This window comes from Arthrobacter sp. NicSoilC5 (genome assembly GCF_019977395.1).
Classification (GTDB): domain Bacteria; phylum Actinomycetota; class Actinomycetes; order Actinomycetales; family Micrococcaceae; genus Arthrobacter.
This window is the reverse complement of the sequence record NZ_AP024660.1, coordinates 4,276,493-4,292,258: the sequence shown is the minus strand read 5'-3', so window position 1 is coordinate 4,292,258 and position 15,766 is coordinate 4,276,493. Positions and strand designations below refer to the sequence as shown.

Annotated in this window: 15 protein-coding genes; all 15 read right to left on the bottom strand. The window is 66.4% G+C overall.

Features of this window, described 5'->3' with window-relative positions:
- Positions 1–7 precede the first annotated feature (7 nt).
- On the bottom strand, positions 8–598 hold the full coding sequence (locus LDO22_RS20000; RefSeq protein ID WP_159635675.1) for a MazG nucleotide pyrophosphohydrolase domain-containing protein: 591 nt from the start codon (positions 596–598) through the stop codon (positions 8–10).
- 79 nt (positions 599–677) lie between these two features.
- Complete coding sequence (locus tag LDO22_RS19995; protein ID WP_159632554.1) at positions 678–1,814, bottom strand: adenosine deaminase; 1,137 nt, start codon at positions 1,812–1,814, stop codon at positions 678–680.
- 39 nt (positions 1,815–1,853) lie between these two features.
- Positions 1,854–2,579: a DedA family protein gene (locus LDO22_RS19990; protein ID WP_159632555.1), complete on the bottom strand. Its 726-nt coding sequence runs from the start codon at positions 2,577–2,579 to the stop codon at positions 1,854–1,856.
- Between the two features lie 133 nt (positions 2,580–2,712).
- Entirely contained in the window at positions 2,713–3,342 is a 630-nt protein-coding gene (locus LDO22_RS19985; protein ID WP_159632556.1) for a DedA family protein, read from the bottom strand.
- A 6-nt stretch (positions 3,343–3,348) separates the two neighbouring features.
- Positions 3,349–4,665 carry a thymidine phosphorylase gene (locus LDO22_RS19980; protein ID WP_224025436.1) on the bottom strand — a complete coding sequence of 439 codons (1,317 nt, stop codon included), beginning with the start codon at positions 4,663–4,665 and terminating at the stop codon, positions 3,349–3,351.
- Positions 4,662–5,078, bottom strand: coding sequence for a cytidine deaminase (locus LDO22_RS19975; RefSeq protein ID WP_224025435.1), 417 nt, complete (start codon positions 5,076–5,078; stop codon positions 4,662–4,664). Before LDO22_RS19975 ends, LDO22_RS19980 begins: the two co-directional genes overlap by 4 nt.
- Complete coding sequence (locus LDO22_RS19970; protein ID WP_159632559.1) at positions 5,075–6,595, bottom strand: ABC transporter permease; 1,521 nt, start codon at positions 6,593–6,595, stop codon at positions 5,075–5,077. The genes LDO22_RS19975 and LDO22_RS19970 overlap by 4 nt, the downstream gene beginning before the upstream one ends.
- Complete coding sequence (locus tag LDO22_RS19965) at positions 6,592–7,986, bottom strand: ABC transporter permease (protein ID WP_224025434.1); 1,395 nt, start codon at positions 7,984–7,986, stop codon at positions 6,592–6,594. The genes LDO22_RS19970 and LDO22_RS19965 overlap by 4 nt, the downstream gene beginning before the upstream one ends.
- The gene (locus tag LDO22_RS19960) at positions 7,979–9,574 is read right to left on the bottom strand and encodes an ABC transporter ATP-binding protein (protein WP_159632561.1); all 1,596 of its coding nucleotides are present in this window, start codon (positions 9,572–9,574) and stop codon (positions 7,979–7,981) included. Before LDO22_RS19960 ends, LDO22_RS19965 begins: the two co-directional genes overlap by 8 nt.
- Before the next feature lie 226 nt (positions 9,575–9,800).
- On the bottom strand, positions 9,801–10,910 hold the full coding sequence (locus LDO22_RS19955; RefSeq protein WP_224025433.1) for a BMP family ABC transporter substrate-binding protein: 1,110 nt from the start codon (positions 10,908–10,910) through the stop codon (positions 9,801–9,803).
- 266 nt (positions 10,911–11,176) lie between these two features.
- Positions 11,177–12,193: an NADP-dependent oxidoreductase gene (locus LDO22_RS19950; protein WP_224025432.1), complete on the bottom strand. Its 1,017-nt coding sequence runs from the start codon at positions 12,191–12,193 to the stop codon at positions 11,177–11,179.
- A complete protein-coding gene (locus tag LDO22_RS19945; protein WP_275966911.1) occupies positions 12,190–12,621 on the bottom strand; it encodes an organic hydroperoxide resistance protein in 432 nt (143 codons plus the stop codon). Before LDO22_RS19945 ends, LDO22_RS19950 begins: the two co-directional genes overlap by 4 nt.
- 43 nt (positions 12,622–12,664) lie before the next feature.
- Positions 12,665–13,099, bottom strand: coding sequence for a MarR family transcriptional regulator (locus LDO22_RS19940; protein WP_043450533.1), 435 nt, complete (start codon positions 13,097–13,099; stop codon positions 12,665–12,667).
- A gap of 129 nt (positions 13,100–13,228) precedes the next feature.
- The gene (locus tag LDO22_RS19935; protein WP_159632566.1) at positions 13,229–14,446 is read right to left on the bottom strand and encodes an amidohydrolase; all 1,218 of its coding nucleotides are present in this window, start codon (positions 14,444–14,446) and stop codon (positions 13,229–13,231) included.
- A gap of 97 nt (positions 14,447–14,543) precedes the next feature.
- On the bottom strand, positions 14,544–15,677 hold the full coding sequence (locus LDO22_RS19930) for a mannose-1-phosphate guanylyltransferase (RefSeq protein WP_159632567.1): 1,134 nt from the start codon (positions 15,675–15,677) through the stop codon (positions 14,544–14,546).
- Positions 15,678–15,766: the final 89 nt, after the last annotated feature.

Here is a 15,766-nt window from a genome sequence, read left to right as displayed (position 1 = left end):
CCGGACGTCATGATGGCGCTTGGTCGCTTTGGTCACTCTGGTCACGCTGGTAGCGGCGGACGGCGGCATGCAGGGCGCGCTCTGCGTCCATGCCGTTGTCCCGCGCAGAACGGACGACGGCGAGCAGCAGGTTTCCGAGCTCCTCCTCGCTGTCGGGGACGGGAGAGCCCGCGGGGAGCCCAAGGCCCGCACGTGCTGCACGGGCCAGGGACTTCTGTGCCCTGGCCAGCGCCGGGAGGGCCTGCGGGATGCCGTCGAAGGGGTCCTGCCGTTCCGGCTTTTCGGCCCGCTTGACGGCATCCCACTTCTGCTCGATCTCCGCCACGGTGGCCGGGAAGCTGTCCTGCAGGGAGCCGTCAGGCCGGAAGACGTGGGGATTCCGGCGGATCATTTTGGCACCCAGCCCGCGCGCCACGTCGTCGAACGTGAAGGCGCCGCGCTCCTCAGCCAGGCGGGCATGCAGCACCACCTGGAGCAGCACGTCACCGAGCTCGCCCTGCAGCTCGGCGTCGGGGTGGCCTTCCTCGATGGTCTCGGCCACTTCGTAGGCCTCTTCCAGGAGGTATTCCACCAGCGACGCGTGCGTCAGGGCGCCCATCCAGGGGCAGTGCACGCGCAGCTGGGCGATCAGGCCCAGCAGTTCCGCTGTTGCAGAACTGCCGGGCCGGGATTCCGGATCAGCCAAGGTTGGCGTAGGCGTCGTTGATGTACTCCACCAGCGCTTCCTTTTCCTCCAGGGGCAGGAAGGATGCCTCGGCGGCGTTGAGGGTCAGCTCCAGCAGGTCATCGAGGTCGTAGTCGAAGGTTTCCACCAGCAGGTTGAACTCGTCGGTGAGGGTAACGCCGCTCATCAGGCGGTTATCGGTGTTGATGGTGACGTTGAAGCCCAGCTGGTAGAGCATGTCCAGGGGGTGGCTTTCGATGCCTTCGCCGAACTCCGCGATGGCGCCGGTCTGCAGGTTGGAGGAAGGGCAGATCTCCAGGGCGATGCCGCGGTCGCGGACCCAGCTGGAGAGGTCGCCCAGGGTGACCAGGCCAACGGTGTCCCCGGCTTCCTCGTCGTCGTCGAATTCCACCATGATGTCCTCGGCAATGCGGACGCCGTGTCCCAGCCGGAGGGCGCGGCCGTCCACCAGCGCGGACTGGATGCTCTCCAGCCCGGCAGCCTCGCCTGCGTGCACGGTGGCGGGGAAATTGTGCTGGGCGAGGTACGTGAAGGCATCCCTGAAGCGGCTGGGCAGGAATCCGTCCTCGGCACCGGCAATGTCGAAGCCCACTGCACCCTGGTTGCGGTGTCGGACGGCGAGTTCGGCGATCTCCTGGCCGCGGTCGGCGTGGCGCATGGCGGTGATCAGCTGGCCCACCTGGATCTCGCGTCCGGTCTCGGAGACGGCCTCGACGCCGGCTTCCAGTCCGTCCTGGACTGCCTCCACGGCTTCGTCAAGGCTGAGTCCCTTCTGGAGGTGCTGTTCCGGCGCCCAGCGCACTTCGCCGTACACCACGCCGTCGTCCGCGAGGTCCTCGACGAACTCCTTGGCCACGCGGAACAGGCCGTCGTAGGTCTGCATGACGGCGACCGTGTGGTCGAACGTTTCCAGGTAGCGGACCAGGGATCCGGAATCGGCTGATTCGCGGAACCACTGTCCCAGGGCCACGGGGTCCGTTGAGGGAAGCGTGTGGCCAACGGCCTCCGCCAGTTCGATGATGGTGGCCGGACGGAGTCCTCCGTCCAGGTGGTCGTGGAGGGAAACCTTGGGCAGGCTCTTCAGGTCAAAATCGATGGCAGGGGCAGCGTCAACAATGGGCTCAGTCACGTTCCCACCTTAGGGTGGGCCGCAGTTCAAAGCCAGCCGCTACTTGGCCGCGGGTCCGGCCTCTGCCGAGGGCACCACAAGGGCCTGCATGCCGGGCCGGTCTTCCTGCCCGGAACCGGAGGACCCTTCGGCCCACTCGTCCGCCTCGGGGGCGTCATGCCGGCCCAGCCGTTTGTGCCACCAGCGGAGCAGGTGGTCGATGAGCACACCCAGGACAATGGCGAAGACGACGGCGATGCCGGCGCTCAGCAGCGGGTTGTGGTGCAGCCACGGGAACGAGCTGGCCAGCAGGCCGATGCCAAGGGAGTAGCCCACCCAGGTCACACAGGCAAAGGCGTCGAAGACGAAGAACCTGCGGTGCGAGAAGCCGGTGCTTCCGGCCACGTAGTTGACCGCCACCCGGCCCCACGGGATGTAGCGGGCGGTGAAGATCAGTACCGCGCCGCGTTTCTCAAGTTCATAGCGGGCCCAGGCGAAGACTTTCCGGACCTTGGGCCGGCGCATCCATCCCCACCGCTCCAGGCCGATCTTGCGGCCGAGCATGTAGGCCATATTGTCACCGGCAATGGCGCCGACCAGTGCAGTGAGCCCTAGGAGCCAGAGATTGGGTTCGCCGCTGTGCCGCGAGAAGGCTGCGAGCGCCACGATGAGGGTCTCGCTGGGGACCACCATGGCGAAGCCGTCCACGAAGAAGAACGCCAGCAGAACCGGGTAAATCCACCACTGGCCCGCTGCATGGAGCACGGCCTCATTAATAAACTCCACGCGGTGTTGCTCCTGTATAAAAATGACACAGCCAAAGTGCCGCAGCCAAAGCGGAAATCGTTCCTAAGTGTCCCACGCTCCGGGCCCTGTCCGCTACGCCCCAATGCCCGGAATTACCCCTTAAACGCGCTGGTCAGGCGCCGGGTTCCCGGATCCGTTCCACCACGTTGGGTTTGCCCCGGAATTTGTTGATTACCAGGTCCACCACGATGCCCAGCGCTACCGCGCAGACAATGGCAATCGCTGCGCCCAGGACGTGGTTGTTCTCGAACCACTGGCCGAAAAACAGCCCGATCGCCACCGAGTAGCCGGCCCACAGGCTGGCCGAAAGGATGGTCAGGCCCACGAACCGCAGGTGCGGGTAGTGCGTGACCCCGGCGGTCAGGTTCACCGCCACCCGGCCGATCGGGACGAAGCGGGCCACCAGGATCAGCGATGCCGGCCGCTTGTGCAGCTCCCGGCCCGCCCAGCGGAACGCACTTTGCATGCGCGGCCCGCGCATCCACGCCCAGCGCCTGGTGCCCACCCGGCGGCCCAGCAGGTACGCGATGTTGTCCCCGAGGAATGCACCCGCCGCCGCGACAAGGACCAGGAGCAGCGGGTTGGGAACATCCGCGGTGGAGGCCACGGCGGCGAGGCCCACCACCACGGACTCACTGGGAACGGGCGGGAAGAAGCCGTCAATGATGCAGCACGCCAGCACCAGGACCAGCACCCACGGCTGGCCGGCTGCGGCGAGGATGAAGTCATTGATGGCCTGCATGGGTCCCTATGCTATGCGGTCGATGATGAGCTGCTGGGCTGGCCGCGAACCTTCCGGAGCGATGACCACTGCGTGTTCCAGGGCTTCCCGGGCACGGGCGAACCGCTCCGGAGTGTCGGTGAGCAGCGTCATCAGGGGCTCCCCTGCCCGCACGGTGGCGCCGGGCTTGGCGTGCATGCGCACCCCGGCCCCCGCCTGTACGGCGTCCTCCTTGCGGGCGCGGCCGGCACCCAGCCGCCATGCAGCCACACCGACAGCGAGCGCGTCCAGTTCCACCAGCACCCCGTCGGCAGGGGCATAGACGACGTCGGATTCCCGGGCCTCCGGGAGCGCCGCGCGGGGGTCGCCGCCCTGGGCGGTGATCATCCGGTTCCAGACGTCCATGGCCCGGCCGTCCTTGAGGGCGGCGGCGGGGTCGGCGTCGTGGACCCCTGCACAGACGAGCATCTCCTCGGCGAGCCGGACGGTCAGTTCCACCACGTCCTCCGGGCCGCCGCCCGCCAGCACCTCCACCGATTCCTCGACTTCGATGGCATTGCCGGCGGTGAGGCCCAGGGGGGTGTTCATGTTGGTCAGCAACGCAACGGTGTTGACCCCCGCGTCCTTGCCGAGCGCCACCATGGTCTCCGCCAGTTCGCGGGCTTTGGCTTCATCCTTCATGAAGGCTCCGCTGCCCACCTTGACGTCCAGGACCAGGGAGCCGGTGCCCTCGGCGATCTTCTTGCTCATGATGGAGGAGGCGATCAGCGGGATGGCCTCAACCGTTCCTGTGACGTCGCGCAGCGCATAGAGCTTCTTGTCGGCCGGGGCCAGGCCGGCACCGGCGGCGCAGATGACCGCCCCGACGTCCTGGAGCTGGGCCAGGATTTCGTCGTTTGCCAGGTTGGCCCGCCATCCCGGAATGGACTCCAGCTTGTCCAGGGTGCCGCCGGTGTGCCCCAGCCCGCGGCCGGACAGCTGCGGGACGGCCACGCCGAACACCGCCACCAGCGGGGCCAGCGGCAGGGTGATCTTGTCCCCCACGCCACCGGTGGAATGTTTGTCGGAGGTGTATTTCAGGCCGCCGTCTGGTCGACGGAGGCTGGAGAAATCCATCCGCTCCCCCGAGGCGATCATGGCGGCCGTCCACCGGGCGATTTCGGCGCGGTCCATGCCGTTGAGCAGGATGGCCATGTTCAGGGCAGCCATCTGTTCGTCCGCGATGGCCCCACGCGTGTACGCGTCGATGGTCCAGTCGATCTGTTCGGGGCTCAGCGTCCCCTTGTCACGCTTGGTGCGGATGATGTCTACGGCGTCGAACGCCTCTGCTTTGCTGTCGGTCACCGGGTCTCCTCCAGGTGTTCGGGACCAAAGGCGTCAGGCAGCACCTGGTCCATGGTCTTGATGCCGCGGTTGGTCATGAGCTGCATGCCGGGGGCGCTGAATTCGTACAGCAGCTGCCGGCAGCGGCCGCAGGGCATGAGGACGGCGCCCGCACCGTCCACGCAGTAGAACGCCCGCAGCAGTCCCCCGCCGGTCATCTGCAGTTCCCCCACCAGGACGCACTCCGCGCAGAGGGTCAGTCCGTAACTGGCATTTTCCACGTTGCAGCCGCTGACGATCCGGCCGTCCACCGTCAGGGCAGCGGCTCCCACCGGAAACTTTGAATACGGGGCGTACGCATTCTTCATGGCGGCTGCGGCGGCAGCTTCCAGGGCTGCCCAGTCCACCTGTTGTGTGTTGTCCACGGCGGTCATCCCTTGACGTACGGTATGCCGTCGGCCGCGGGCGGCCTGGACCGTCCCACCAGGCCCGCCACCGCGACGACGGTCAGGGCGTAGGGCAGCATCGCCATGAACTGGCTGGGGACGGGAGAACCGATGATGGTGATGATGCTTTGCAGGTTGTCGGCGAAGCCAAACAGCAACGCCGCCAGGAACGCGCCGATCGGATTCCACCGCCCGAAGATCATGGCTGCCAGGGCAATGTAGCCGCGGCCGCCGGACATGTCCTTGCTGAACGCATCCACCGACACCAGGGTGAAGAAGGAGCCGCCGATTCCTGCGATGGCCCCGCCCATGAGGACGTTGATGAAGCGGGTCCGGTTGACGTTGATGCCCACCGTGTCGGCCGCCTGGGGGTGTTCGCCGACGGCGCGCACGCGCAGGCCCCACTTGGTGTGGAAAAGGCCCACGTAGACCACGATCACGGCGACGTACATGAGGTAGCCCACCAGGGACTGGCGGAACAGAATGGGGCCGATGATCGGGATGTCGGCGAGGAACGGAATATCCACGGCCTGCAGCCGGCCGGGCTTGTTGAGGTGTTCGGGGTCCGCCGTGAGCAGGGTGGAGAAGAGGAAGCTGGTGAGGCCGCTGATCAGGACATTGAGGACCACGCCGACGATGATCTGGTTGACGAGGTACTTGATGCTCACGATGGCCAGGACCAGGGACACGAGCGCACCGGCGACTGCGGCCGAGATGAGCCCAACGTAGACGTTGCCGGTCACGGTGGCAACGACGGCGGCGGAGAACGCCCCGAGCAGCAGTTGGCCTTCGATGGCGATATTAACCACGCCGGCCCGTTCGCACAGCACACCCGAGAGTGAGCCAAACACCAGCGGTACGGCCAGGGTCACGGCACCGGCCATGAGGCCGCCGAGGGAGATGGAGGGTTCGGGGTCACGGCCGCCGGCGACGATCCAGATCATGAAGCCGACGAGGAAGACCACTGCGAAAATGCCGCCCAGCCATCCGGGAGTGCGCCGCCGCTGCACGGTCAGGAAACAGGCGGACCCTGCCAGTGCGAGCAGCACGACGGAGCAGATCCAGCCCAGCGCCATCGAAGGCACGGTAATCTTTTCAACCCGGGCGACGCCGAGGGCGGCCAGGCCCAGGACGGCGACGGCAGCGATGGTGGTGGCGGGTATCCAGCGGTCTACTCCCCCGCCCTCCCGCCGCTGGCTGACCCAGCGGTAACCGACGTAGGCCGCGGCGGCCAGCGCCACGGCCAGGGTGACCCACGCCGCCGTAGAGGAGGCGTTCGGATCGCGGGCCTCGGCAATCCGGAAGCCGGCAGATTTTGGGTTGGCCAGGAAACCGAACAGCACGGTTCCCAGGATGGCGAGCAGGCCAAGGCCAACGCCGGCTTTCCAGCTCACCAGTTCGGTTGTGCCTGTCCGGCCTCCGGCGCGGGTGGCTCCGCTGGTGCTGCTGGTTCCCTTACCGGTGCCCGGCTGTTTGCCGGTAGGAGATTGTGTGGTGGCGCTCATGCTGCCGCTCCGCTCTTGACGCCGCCGGCACGCGAACCTGCGGTCCCACTCGTAGTGGTCTTCTTCTTACGGGGGTTGAGTCCGAATATCGCACGGACCAGCGGCGGTGCTGCGATGAACAGCACAATCAGGGACTGGATGACGAGCACAATGTCGATCGGCGTCTGCGTCTGGGCCTGCATTGCCACGCCGCCGGCGCGGAAGGCGCCGAACAGCAGGCCGGCGAAGAAGGTTCCCCACGGCGTCGAGCGTCCCAGCAGCGCCACCGTGATGGCATCAAAACCGATGGAGGCAGCGACACCGCCGGAGAGGTACTTTTCCGTCCCGGACACCTGGGCCACGCCGGCCAAGCCGGCCAGCGCACCGGCGATCGCCATCACCAGGATGGTGCTGCGGGCTACGTTGATGCCAGCGGTGCGGGCCGCGCTGGGGTTCGCACCGACGGCGCGGAACTCAAAACCGATCGTTGAGCGGTTCAGCAGCCACCACACGAAGGCGGTGGCCGCTATCGCGGCCAGGAAGCCGGCGTGCAGGCGGAATTGCGGTCCGAGCAGTTCGGGGAACAACGCGGTGGAATCAAGGAATGGCGAGATCGGGTTTGTGGAACCCTTGCGCTGGAAAGCCGGCGTGGTGAGCAGGAACAGCAGCAGGAAGTTGGCGATGTAGTTGAGCATGATGGTCACGATCACCTCGTGCGCGCCGGTCCGTGCCTTCAGCAGGCCCACGACGCCGCCCCAGACCGCGCCCCCGACGAGGCCGGCCAGGATAACGACCAGCAGGTGCAGGCCGATGGGCAGGTGCCAAGCGAACCCTACGTAGGCGCCGAAGAGCGCGCCGAAGATGATCTGCCCTTGGGCGCCGATGTTGAACAGGCCGGCGCGGAACGCCAGCGCGACACCGAGCCCGGCGCAGATCAGCGGGGTTGCGACGGTGAGGGTCTCGGTGATCGGGTACAGCTGGGCTGCCAGGTCGGCGCCCGCCCAGTTGAAGATGGACCCCTGTACCAGGGCAGTGTAGGGACGGATGACCTCGGTCAGGAGGTCCCCGGGCTGGGCAAAGAAGTAACCGGCCGTGACGGCGACCTTGGGGTTGGTCACTGCCATCAGGATGCCGCCGAGCACGATCGCCAGCAGCACGGAGAGGAAGGAGACCATGGCGTTGCCGGTGAAGATCTGGTGCAGGACGGAACCGCTTCCATCCCGGTCATGGTCCCGGCCGCGCCGCTGGGTGGCTGCCGGAACGGCAGACGGCGGCATCTGGCCACCGGCGGTGTCAAGGACGACGTCGGAGGCCACAGCCTCGGAGGTGGTGCCGCCGGGCTCCGGGGTGTCGACGGGCTCCGGGGCGCCGTTGCGGCCGGTCCGCGGTTCCGGGGTTGTCTTTTCAGACATGGGATTCTCCTTCGTGGCCGGCAGGCTCCGATACCGCCGCTGTGGTGGTGGCGCCGGAAACAGGGGCGGCGGCGCTGGCTTCGGCTTCGGTGGCCGGGACACCGGCCATCATCAGGCCCAGAACGTCGCGGGACGTGGTGGCGGGTACGATTCCCACCAGCCGGCCGCGGTAGAGCACGGCGATCCGGTCGGCCAGCTGAAGTACTTCGTCCAGTTCTGTGGACACGATCATGACCGGCGTCCCGTGGTCGCGTTCGGCGATGACCCGCTTGTGCACAAACTCAATCGAGCCGACGTCGAGACCACGTGTGGGCTGCGAGGCGATGAACAGCCGCAGCGGACGGGAGAGCTCACGGGCCAGGACCACCTTCTGCTGGTTGCCGCCGGAAAGGGTGCCCACCGCCGCGGACACGGAGGGCGTGCGAACGTCGAATTCCTCGACCTTCCTGGCGGCGTTCTCCGCGATCACGCCCGGCTTCATCCCCACGCCGCGTGCGAAGGGCGCTTTGTCGTAGAGGTCCAGGATCATGTTTTCGGAGATGGTGAACGTGCCCACCAGACCGTCAATGGTGCGGTCCTCGGGGACGAAGCCCACACCGGCACCGAGGACGTGCTTGACGCTCCTGCCCAGCAGTTCCTCGCCGTCGAGCGTGATGGACCCGGCTACGTGCGGCTGCACGCCAAGAATCGCCTCGGTCAGTTCAGTCTGGCCGTTGCCTTGCACTCCTGCGATGGCCAGCACTTCGCCCTTGGCGATGTCGAAGGACAGGTCATTGACCACGTGCTGGCCGTTGTGGTCCGTCACTGTCAGGTTGCGGACCTTGAAGGTCACGTCACCGGGCTTGGCGGGCGCCTTGTCGAGGGTCAGGCTCACCGTGCGGCCAACCATGGCGGACGCCAGTTCAGTGGGGGAAGCCGTGGGATCCGCCTGCCCCACCACCTTGCCGCGGCGGATGACCGTGATGGTGTCTGAGATGGCTTTGACTTCACGCAGTTTGTGGGAGATGAAGACGATCGACTTACCGTCGCGCTTCAGCTGCCGGATGATGTCCAGGAGCTCATCGGTTTCCTGCGGCGTCAGCACGGCGGTGGGTTCATCGAGAATGAGTACCTCGGCATCACGCACCAGCGCCTTGATGATCTCGACCCGCTGCTGGACGCCGACGGGCAGGTCCTCCACCATGGCGTCGGGGTCGACGTCGAACCCGTACTGGTCCGAGATGCGGCGGATCTTTTCGCGCGTGGCTTCCAGGTTGAGCAGGCCGGCGGCTTTGGTGGCCTCATTGCCCAGCGCCACATTCTCGGCCACGGTGAAGACCGGGATGAGCATGAAGTGCTGGTGGACCATCCCGATGCCGGCCGCCATGGCCTCGCCGGGGTCTTTGAAGACGACGGGCTTGCCATCGACCAGGATTTCACCTTCGGTCGGATCGTACAGGCCGTAGAGCACGTTCATCAGGGTGGATTTCCCTGCGCCGTTCTCGCCCAGGAGGCAGTGCACCTGCCCGGGTTCAACGACCAAATCAATGTGGTCATTGGCTACCAGGGACCCGAATCTCTTCGTGATCCCTTTCAGTTCGAGTTTCAAGACCCTAACCAATCTGTGTGTGTATGGATCTGCTCCGGCGCGCTGTCGGCGGCGAGGCAGCGGGTAGTCCCAGCCTAGTGTCACGGGTGGTTCCTGGGCAGGGCAGGAAGGCGGCAATGGGCACCGCCTGCATGGTGCCGGCGACCGTCTGTTGCCAGCAAAGCAGAACGCGCTGCCCTTCGGCCGGGGTAACGGCGGAAGGGCAGCGCGCCCCGCGGTTCGGTGCTTACTTGGTGGGGCTGGACTTCGACTCGACCTTGACGGTGCCGGAGATGATGTCCTTCTTGAGCTGGTCCAGGTCGCTCTTCAGGTCTGCCGGCACGGCGGAATCCAGATCGTGGAACGGCGCCAGGGCCACGCCGCCGTTTGCCAGGGTTCCAATGTAGGGCGACGCGTCGAACTTGCCGTCCTTGTCGTCCTTGATGACTGTCTCCACAGCGGTGGACATGGTCTTCTGGACGGAGGAGAGGATCACGGACTTGTAATCCGGGGCAGTCAGGTAGCCATCGGAGTCGACCCAGATGAGCTTGGCGTCCTTGCCTTTGGACTTGGCATCGAGGATCGCGCTGCCCGCGCCGCCGCCAACGGGTCCGGCCACCGGAAGAACAATGTCTGCGCCCTGGTCAAGGAACCCCTGGGTCAGGACCTTGCCCTTGTCCACCTGCTTGAAGTCACCAACGAAGGTGCCGTCCTGCTTGTCCTTGTCCCAGCCGATGAGCTGGACGCTCTTGCCCTTCTTCTCGTTGTAGTACTTCACGCCATCGGCAAAGCCGTCCATGAAGATGGTGACGGTGGGAATGTTGATGCCGCCGAAGGTTGCGACCTTCCCCGTCTTGGAGGTGCCTGCTGCCAGGTAGCCGGCCAGGAACGCGGCCTGGGCAGTGTCATAGACGATCGGCTTGACGTTCTTGGGGAACGTGGGGTCGTTGTAGTCAATGATGGCGAAGTGGCTGTTCGGGTTGGCCGTCGCGATGGACTTGGTGGCGTCGCCGAGCAGGAAGCCGACAGTAACGGTCAGCTTGCAGCCCTGCTGGACCATGGAGCGGAGGTTGGGATCGTAGTCCGTGTCAGCCTTGGACTGGACGTGCTTTTCCTTGATGCCGAGGTCCTTCACGGCGCTCTGCAGGCCCTCGTAGCCGGACTGGTTGAACGACTTGTCGTCGAATCCTCCGGAGTCTGACACCATGCATGCGGTGTAGTCCGAGGCGGTCGCTGAACCGGAGGGGGACGCAGACGGGGCGGCTCCGCAACCGGTGAGCAGCAAGGCGGACGCACCGAGGGTGGCCACACCGGCCATTGAACCGCGCTTGAAGCCGGCACGCAGTGATTTCTTCAATTTTCCTCCAGGGATGATGCGAGTGGCACTACGGGCGGAATTCAATGAGTGTCCGTTTCGGCGCTGAAATTCTGTTTTCACTGAAGGCACGCAGCACTGCGCCGGAGCGCACTGATGGCAATCACTTTAGTGGCCTGCGCCACGTCCCCATAGCACGGTGGGAGCTGACCCCGGATATTGTTTACAAGTTGTTACCAAGCAGTAGGGGCGCCTCCAAAGGAGGCGCCCCTACTGCTTATGGTTCTTCGGTTTGATCAGTGCTTGGGCTACAGCCGGACCAGCATCTTGCCGGTGTTTGCCCCGTCCAGCAGGTCCATGAACGCCTGCGGCGCGTTCTCCAGGCCGTCCACGATCGTCTCGTCGTAGCGCACGGTGCCGTCCGCAAGCCAGCCGGCCATCTTCTCCGCGAACTCAGCGGCGTGCTGCCGCTGGCCGCCCACCAGGAAGCCGCGCAGGGTCAGCTGCTTGCCGATTGCCTGCATGAGGTTGTGCGGTGCGGGAGTCGGTTCGGTGGAGTTGTACTGTGCGATCGCGCCGCACATTGCCACCCGGCCGCCCACATTGAGGACCGCCAGGGCGGCCTCCAGGTGCTCGCCGCCCACGTTGTCGAAGTAGACGTCGATGCCGGCGGGGCCTGCTGCCTTCTGCAGCTGCTCCACCACGGGACCATCGTGGTAGTCGAACGCGGCGTCGAAGCCCAGCTCCAGGAGGCGTGCCACCTTGGCGGGCGAGCCTGCAGAGCCGATGACCCGCGAGGCGCCCATGGCCTTGGCGATCTGGCCCACCAGGGAGCCCACCGCACCTGCGGCGCCGGAGCCGAACACGGCGTCCCCCGGCTTGAATTCCGCTACCTTCAACAGGCCGGTGTAGGCCGTCAGCCCGGTCATGCCCAGGGCGCCGAGGAAAGCCGACGCCGGTGCCAGGTCAGTGCGGGCAGGGGTGGCAGCATCGCCGTCCACCACCGCATACTCCCGCCAACCCAGGGAATGGACGACGACGTCCCCCTCCTTGTGTGCCGACGAACGGGACGCGATCACCTCACCCACCGCACCGCCGTCGAGCGCTTTGCCCACGGCGAAGGGGGCGGAGTAGGACTTGACGTCGTTCATGCGGCCCCGCATGTACGGGTCCACGGACATGAAGAGGTTGCGCACCAGGATCTGGCCGTCTTCAAGTGCGGGCAGCGGTGACTCTGCGAGATCGAAATTCTCACCGGACGGGCGCCCCACGGGTCGGGAGGCGAGCCGGATTTCACGGGTGGTGGTTGCGAGGGCTGTGCTCATGCTGCGTACTCCAGGATCTTGAGGTCGACGTTGATGTTGCCGCGGGTGGCGTTCGAATAGGGGCAGACCTGGTGTGCCTTGGCCACCAGGTCCTCTGCGGTGGCCAGGTCCAGGGCGGGAAGGGCGATTTCCAGTTCGGCGGCCAGCCCAAAGCCGGCGCCGCCGTCCAGCTGCCCAAGGTGGATTTTTGCCGCGACGGCCGAGTCCGTGAGGTCTGCGCCTGCCTTGCGGCCGACCAGGCGCAGTGCGGAGTGGAAGCAGGCGGCGTAGCCGGCGGCGAAGAGCTGTTCAGGGTTGGTGCCCTGGCCGCTGCCACCGAGTTCCAGGGGGCTGGCCAGGTCCACGGCCAGCCGGCCGTCGTTGCTGCGGGCAGCGCCGTCACGGCCTTCGCCCGAGGCCAGGGCCTCTGCGGTGTAGAGAGTCTTCACGAAAGATATCCGTCCTGTTGTTGGGATGGTGCAGTATTCGGGGTCACAGTGATTCGTGCAGTGCCGCCGTGAGCTTGCCGAGCGTGGTCCGCAGTTGTTCAAGTTCTTCCAGGGAGAGTCCGGCGGCATCGGCCAGCCGCTGCGGAATGGCACTCGCCGGGCCGCTGAGGTTCCGTCCGGCGGGCGTCAGGTGGATCGCAACGCGGCGCTCGTCCTCGCCGGACCGCCGCCGTTCCACCAGCCCCAGCGTTTCCAGCCGTTTGAGCAGGGGCGACAGGGTGCCGGAATCGAGGCCAAGTTCCCCGCCAAGCTCCTTCACGCCCCGGGGTTCGCTTTCCCACAGGACCAGCATCACCAGGTACTGCGGGTAAGTGAGTCCCAGCTCATCCAGGACCGGCCGGTAGACGGCGGTGGCGGCCCGGGACGCCGAATAGAGCGCAAAACATACTTGCCGGTCCAGGCGGGGTGCTTCGGTCATAGAACCACCGTAGCGCACAACTAAATTGTGCACAACTTACCGCAGCGCGGACCGCCCCCGGTTGAAACGCCGTCGTGCGTTCCCACCGCCGGATCCGCACCTCCCGGCCGGCCCTGCGGCGGGACGGGGCTAGGAAAGGGGCGCCTGCTCCAGGTCCCGGATGGTGCGCAGGGCGGCCGCGGTGAGCACCCTGATGCCCAGGCCCAGGGACCGTTCGTCCAGGATGTAGTCGCCGCGGTGCAGGTCGTAGTCCTCGCCGCCGGGCGTTTTGGTGCCCAGCCGCATCATCGCGCCCGGAAGTTCGGCCAGGAACCAGGCGAAGTCCTCGCCGCCCATGGACTGGGGTGTCAGCACCACGGCGCTTTCCCCGATCTCAGCGCGGGCAGCAGCCTCGATGATCGCCGTCTCATGCTCGGAGTTCACCACCGGCGGCACTCCCCTGGTGTGTTCAAGGTGGACGTCCACGCCGTAGGGCGCGGCCACCTGGTGCACCACCTCGTCGAGCAGTTCACCGGCGGCATGCCAGGCATCCCGGTCCAGGCAGCGCATGGTTCCCGCCATGTAGCCGCTGCCGGGGATCGCGTTGGGCGCCGAACCTGCGGTGATCTGGCCCCACACCACGGAGACGCCGCTGCGGACGTCCACCCTGCGGGACAGCACGGCCGGCACGTTGACAGCAATCTGCGCCAGCGCGAACACGAGGTCCTCAGTGAGGTGCGGGCGGGAGGTGTGGCCGCCACGCCCGGACAGTTCGATCCGGATGGTGTCCGAGGCCGATGTGATGGCACCGATCCTGGTGCCCACCTTGCCCACTTCGATCCGCGGGTCGCAGTGCAGAGCAAGGATCCGGGGCACACCGTCCAGGACACCCTGCTCGATGCAGGCATGTGCGCCGCCGGGCATGGTTTCCTCGGCAGGCTGGAAGATGATGCGGACGGTGGCGCCGAGGGGTGCTTCCTGGTGCATCCGGTGCAGGACCAGGGCAATGCCCAGCATGGTGGTGGTGTGCACATCATGGCCGCAGGCGTGGGTCACGCCGTGGTTTTTCGACGCGAACGGCAGGCCCGTCTCCTCGATGATGGGCAGGGCGTCGATGTCACCGCGCAGGGCCGTGGCAATGGGGCCTTCGCCCACGTCCACCGTCAGGCCGGTGCCTTCCAGGCGGCGGGGGCTCAGGCCTGCGGCTTCGAGCCGTTCGGCGAGCTTGTCCGTGGTGCGGAACTCCTTGAAGGACAGTTCCGGGTGCGCATGCAGGTCCCGGCGGAATTCGATCAGTTCCGGCAGGAGCGGTTCGAGCCAGGGAGCCACCAGGGCGGTGGGCTCGGCTTCAGTAGTGTAGTTGCGCACTGTTTCACTCTAGCGAGGGTGGCGGCATTAGCGCCCATTCACTGAGCCGCGTTACATCCCGGCCCTGCCGGCACGCGGAGTGCCGGCAGGTTCCCGGTCAGAGGACGTCCGTGTCCCCGCTCGCCTTGAGGGCGTCCACGGCAGCCTTCACGCGCTGGGAATTGGCCATGGTGGTCACCAACAGGGCGTCCGGCGTATCCACGATGACGACGTCCTGGATTCCGATCAGGGCGATGACACGCTTGGTGTCGGTGACAACGACGCCGCTGGAGTTCTCGGTGAACACGCGGGCGCCCTCACCGAGGACGGTGACGTCATCCACTTCCTTGGCGCTGTTGAGGCGGCCGACCGAGGCGAAGTCGCCGACGTCGTCCCAGCGGAAGGAACCGGGCACGACGGCGACGTCCCCGGCTTCGGCGGCGGGTTCGGCCACCGCGTAATCGATGGCGATCTTGGGCAGGGTGGGCCAGATGCGGGCAGTGACCTCATCACGCTGGGGGGTGTCCCAGGCACGGGCGATTTCCTGCAGGCCCTGGAACAGTTCGGGCTGGTTGGCCTCGAGGTGCTTGAGCATCAGCGACACGGGCGCCACGAACATGCCGGCGTTCCACACGTAGTCGCCGCTGTCCACGTACTGCTGGGCCACCGTCTCGTCCGGCTTTTCGACGAATTCCACGACGTCGTGGGCGCTGGGGGCGCCTTCGATGTGGAGGGCCTTGCCGGAACGGATGTAACCGAAACCGGTGGACGGGTGGGTGGGCTTGATGCCGATGGTCACGATCTTGCCGGCAGCAGCGGTATGGATGGCTTCACGGACTGCCTCCTGGAAGAGGTTGTCCGGGCTGATCACCTGGTCGGCGGCGAAGGAACCCATGATGGTGTCGGGATCGCGTTCGTGCAGGATTGCCGCTGCAAGGCCGATTGCCGCACCGGAGTCCTTGGGCTCGGACTCCAGGACAAGGTCGGAGTCGCGCACCTCAGGAAGCTGGCGGCACACGGCTTCACGGTGCGCCTGGCCGGTCACCACCAGCATCCGGTTGCCCGCGAGGGGGTGCAGCCGGTCGTAGGTGGCGCGCAGCAACGTGCTGCCCGATCCGGTGAGATCGTGAAGGAACTTGGGAGCTGCTGCTCGTGACAGAGGCCAGAGGCGGGTCCCCACTCCGCCTGCCGGAATCACCGCAATGAAGCGGTCAAGGGGTGAAGCCGGGCTTGTCACTTTGTCTGTACTCATCACGGCTACTTTAGCTGAAGGGCCGCGGGCGGCTCCTGTGGCGGCGCATGGGCCCGCGTTTTGGCCTCCGCCCCGGCCTTTGGGCCCGC

Coding starts and splice junctions, on each gene's coding strand:
- LDO22_RS20000 (WP_159635675.1), bottom strand. CDS start 598: ATGGGCGCCCTGACGCACGCGTCGCTGGTGGAATACCTCCTGGAAGAG.
- LDO22_RS19985 (WP_159632556.1), bottom strand. CDS start 3,342: ATGCAGGCCATCAATGACTTCATCCTCGCCGCAGCCGGCCAGCCGTGG.
- LDO22_RS19975 (WP_224025435.1), bottom strand. CDS start 5,078: ATGACCGCCGTGGACAACACACAACAGGTGGACTGGGCAGCCCTGGAA.
- LDO22_RS19970 (WP_159632559.1), bottom strand. CDS start 6,595: ATGAGCGCCACCACACAATCTCCTACCGGCAAACAGCCGGGCACCGGT.
- LDO22_RS19965 (WP_224025434.1), bottom strand. CDS start 7,986: ATGTCTGAAAAGACAACCCCGGAACCGCGGACCGGCCGCAACGGCGCC.
- LDO22_RS19950 (WP_224025432.1), bottom strand. CDS start 12,193: ATGAGCACAGCCCTCGCAACCACCACCCGTGAAATCCGGCTCGCCTCC.
- LDO22_RS19940 (WP_043450533.1), bottom strand. CDS start 13,099: ATGACCGAAGCACCCCGCCTGGACCGGCAAGTATGTTTTGCGCTCTAT.
- LDO22_RS19930 (WP_159632567.1), bottom strand. CDS start 15,677: ATGAGTACAGACAAAGTGACAAGCCCGGCTTCACCCCTTGACCGCTTC.